This is a genomic window from Nocardia otitidiscaviarum NBRC 14405, from assembly GCF_000308635.1.
Lineage (GTDB): Bacteria > Actinomycetota > Actinomycetes > Mycobacteriales > Mycobacteriaceae > Nocardia > Nocardia otitidiscaviarum.
This window is the reverse complement of the sequence record NZ_BAGD01000030.1, coordinates 1-3853: the sequence shown is the minus strand read 5'-3', so window position 1 is coordinate 3853 and position 3853 is coordinate 1. Positions and strand designations below refer to the sequence as shown.

Sequence of the window (3853 nt, the reverse complement as noted above, 5' to 3'; positions counted from 1 at the left end):
GTACGCCCGGCTCCTTCCGGATCCTCGGCTGTGCACCGGGCCGGACGCGCCGACGACCCGGGTGAACAGCGGCTAGACGGAACAGCAGCTGAAAAGACCGTGCAAGATCATAGCTTGCAGGTGACCCGGATCACGTCAGCGCGATGTCGCGGAGCGTTGCCGCCGTATTCCCCGGCGACCGCTGCCGGGCGGGCGTGCTCAGCGCACGGTGATCACACGGTTGTGCCACCCGGTGGAGCCGTCGGGGAAGGGCGGGGTGCGCTGCTCGGTCTGCCGCTCCCCCGTGCCGTCGGTGGCGCGGACACGCAGGGTGTGCGTACCCGGCGTGGCCGTCCACTGCCAGGTCCACTGCCGCCAGGTGTCGACGGAATACTCCGCGGCGAGGGTCGCGGGCTGCCAGGGCTGGTTGTCGACCTGCACCTCCACGCTCGCGATGCCGCGGCGCTGCGCCCAGGCGACACCGGCGACCGTCAGCGGCCTCGCTGGCACGGTGGCGAACGACGCGGGAACGTCGATCCGGGAGGCGATCTCGATCGGGGCGCGGTCGGCCCAGCCGCGCTCGGTCCAGTAGGCCCGGGCGCGGTCGAAACGAGTCACCTCGAGATCCACCACCCATTTGGTGGCGGAGACATAGCCGTACAGTCCGGGCACGATCAGCCGCGCCGGATAGCCGTGATCGATCGGCAGGGCCTCGCCGTTCATGCCGATCGCGAGCAGTGCGTCGCGGCCGTCCAGCACCGTCGACAGCGGAGTTCCGGCCGTGAACCCGTCGATACTGCGGGAAAGCAGCATATCGGCGTCGGATCGCATCCCGGCCTCGGCGAGCAGGTCGGCCAAGGGATAGCCGAGCCAGCGGGCGGTGCCGACCAGGTCGCCGCCGACCTCGTTGGACACACAGGTGAGCGTGATGACGCGCTCCACGGCGGGGCGTCGCCGCAGCTCGTCGACATCGAATTCCACCGTGCGGTCGGTCATTCCGTGTATCCGCAGTCGCCAGTCGGTACTGGCCAGCGCGGGCAGTTGCAGTGCGGTGTCGACCCGGTAGAAGCGGTCGTTGGGGGTGAGCAGCGGGGTGATTCCCGGAACGGGCACTTCGGCCTCCGGTGGGATGGGCGGCGCTGTCCGGCGGGCAACGGGGAGCACGAATCGCGCCCGATCGGCCACCACGTCGCGCAGGCGCGCACCCAGCCAGCGACCGGTCGCCGCCGCACCGGCCGCGACCGCGCCCACGGCGACCGCGCCGGTCAGGAATCGCCGCCGCGACAATCCCTCCGGCTCCCCCGGGCGGGGCGTCGCGGTCCACACCAGGGCGCGCAGGGCCAGGATGCCGACGACGATCCCCACCACGGTGGGCAGTGCGAACCACGGTGTGGCAGTGGGCCGTTGCAGTGCCGCCAGTGCGGTGAGACCACCCAGGAGGAGTAGGAGCGCACTGCCGATGGGCCGACGGCGTTCGAGCAGGCCCGCGATGGCCGCGCCGATGGCCATCACCACGGCCATGGAGACGAACAGTGCCAGCTTGTCATTGCTGCCGAAGCGTCGAATCGCCGCTTCTTTCAAGGCGGTCGGCGTATTGTCGACCATGGTCGCGCCGAGTGCGAAGAACGGTGAGGACGCCGGATCGACGAATACCGCGACCAGATGCCCCACCCCGAGCACCGTGGCGGCACCGAGCATCCCGGCCAGCGCGGCCCGACCGCGACCGATCCCTGCGGCCGATGAGTTCGGTCGGGAGCCGACGGTGGCACTGTTCGGATTCGACATCACGACTCCTTCGGATCGAGTCGGCTCAGGTGAGGTTGAGGCTGGCCACCGGTGTCGTGGTCGGCTGCGGGGAGCCGCCGGAGGGTTCGATGGTGATGGCCAAAGTGTCGGCGGGACCGAAGCCGGCGACCACCGGCATGGTCGACAGCGCGTCCACGACGGCGGCCGACCGCGGTTCGCCGCCCAACTCGACCAGCCAGATCTGATAGCAGCGGCCGACGGGCGGAACCGGTACATCCCGGAGGTCGACCGCCGCGGCACCCAGCAGTGCCGACGAGCGCACCACCACCTCGCCGCCGCCCGTGATCACGGCGGTGCGGGTCACCGCGTCCGGCTGCCGTTCGATCGTCGCCGCCGTCACCTCCCCGGAACCCGTTGGTTCCCAGGGGCGTTGGACGACGAAGCCGATGCCCGCGCCGAGGGCGATCACCAGGACCACGGCTGCCGCGAACCAGTCCAGCCGGGAGAACGGACCCAGGCCGCCGGGTATCCGGTACCCCACACCGCGCCCGCGGGCGGCGCGGATGACCCGGTCGAGGGCGCGCAGCAGCCGACCTTCCAGTTCCGCGGGGGGAGAAACCGAATCGACCACGGTGAGATCGGCCACGGTGTCACGGATAGCGATGACGGTGGCGTCGAACTCGGCGGCGGTGAATCGGTCGGCCCGCTCTCGGCGCGCCTCGATGGCCGCGCGCTCCGCATCGGACACGGCGTCGATCGCGTACGGGTAGGCGAGTTCGAGCAGATCCAGATCGGGCCGCTCGGTGGTGCTCATCGGAGGTCACCTCCTGTCAGGCAGGCCGCCAGGCGCTCGAGCCCGTCGCGGATACGGGTTTTCACGGTGGGCACGGGCGTGTCCAGGTGGTCGGCGACCTCCGAATAGGTGCGCCCGCTGTAGTAGGCCAGCGCGAGGGTTTCCCGCTGCAACGGAGTCAGCGTCTCCAGGCAACTGCGCACGGCCCCCTCGTCGAGACTCTGCTCCACGGCTTCCAGTACGACGTCGTGGTCACGGCCCAGATGCAGGTGGCCGTAGGCGCTTTCCCGCCCGGTCGCCGACCGCTCCATGCGGATGCGGTCGACGGCCCGGCGATGGGTCAGCATCATCAGCCAGCCCATGGGACTGGCCATCCGCTCGTCGTAGCGACCCGCCAGTGACCACGCCTGGAGATACACCTCCTGGGTGATCTCCTCCGCGGTGGATCGGTTGCGCAGCATGCGCAAGGCCAGGCCGTAGACGCGGTGGCTGGTCAGGCGGTACAGCTCGGTGAACGCCGCCCGATCGCCCCCGCCCACCGCCGCCAGCAGGCCGACGAGGCGTTCGGCGAGTTCCCGGTCCCGCCCTGGGCGATCGGCGGGACAGGACGGCTGCGCCACCGCGGTCTGCTCCAGATCACGGAACAGCGGAACAACGGTGGAATGCTCGTCTTCGGTCATGCGGGCACCTGCGGTATTCCTCCGAACTCGGCCGAGTTGAACGGGATTCGCGGCGTCGGCATCAGACTCTCGTTTCCTGGCGACGTGGTGGACGTGAGCGACCATGGGCGTGTTGGACCGTGCGCTCAGGCGGGCGGCATCAGCACGGAGTCGATCATGTAGACCGTCGCATTGGCGGTCTTGACCCCACCGCATACGACCGAGGCGTCGCCGACCTTGATGTCGTCCCCGTTCCGGGTGACCGTGACCGATCCGCCCTCGACGGTCTGATGCGTTCCGGCGATCTCGTCGGGCGCGATCTGTCCGGGGACCACGTGGTAGGTGAGGATCTTGGTCAGCGTCGCCGAATCGGTCTTCAGGCCGTCCACGGTCTCGCTCGGGATCTTGGCGAAGGCCGAATCGACGGGCGCGAAAACGGTGAACTGCCCGCCGTTCAGGGTGTCGACCAGGTTCACCTCCGGGTTGAGCTTGCCCGACACCGCCGACACCAAGGTGGTGAGGATGGGGTTGTTGGAGGCCGCCACGGCGACCGGGTCCTGCGCCATACCGCTCACCGAACCCGCGCCGGTGGGCACCTGTTCGGCGTACTCCATACAGCCGGGCCCGACCAGGTCCGAGGCCGCGTCGGCGGTGGTCGTCGCGGCCGCCGTCGTGG

At 70.0% G+C, this 3853-nt stretch carries 4 protein-coding genes; all 4 read right to left on the bottom strand.

Annotated features, from left to right (window positions below; translation table 11 throughout):
• Positions 1-198 precede the first annotated feature (198 nt).
• Positions 199-1764, bottom strand: a complete 1566-nt coding sequence (locus tag ON31_RS04480) for a molybdopterin-dependent oxidoreductase (RefSeq protein WP_081592219.1) — start codon at positions 1762-1764, stop codon at positions 199-201.
• A gap of 25 nt (positions 1765-1789) precedes the next feature.
• Positions 1790-2539, bottom strand: coding sequence for an anti-sigma factor (locus ON31_RS04475; protein WP_029931797.1), 750 nt, complete (start codon positions 2537-2539; stop codon positions 1790-1792).
• A complete protein-coding gene (locus ON31_RS04470; protein WP_051036851.1) occupies positions 2536-3198 on the bottom strand; it encodes a sigma-70 family RNA polymerase sigma factor in 663 nt (220 codons plus the stop codon). Before ON31_RS04470 ends, ON31_RS04475 begins: the two co-directional genes overlap by 4 nt.
• A gap of 125 nt (positions 3199-3323) precedes the next feature.
• Positions 3324-3853, bottom strand: a 530-nt coding sequence (locus ON31_RS04465) for a fasciclin domain-containing protein (RefSeq protein WP_039809511.1), incomplete at its 5' end; no start/stop codon positions are given.

What these genes read in the sequence shown, in the direction of transcription:
- ON31_RS04475 (WP_029931797.1), bottom strand. Translation starts at nt 2,539, where the DNA reads ATGAGCACCACCGAGCGGCCCGATCTGGATCTGCTCGAACTCGCCTAC.
- ON31_RS04480 (WP_081592219.1), bottom strand. Translation starts at nt 1,764, where the DNA reads ATGTCGAATCCGAACAGTGCCACCGTCGGCTCCCGACCGAACTCATCG.
- ON31_RS04470 (WP_051036851.1), bottom strand. Translation starts at nt 3,198, where the DNA reads ATGACCGAAGACGAGCATTCCACCGTTGTTCCGCTGTTCCGTGATCTG.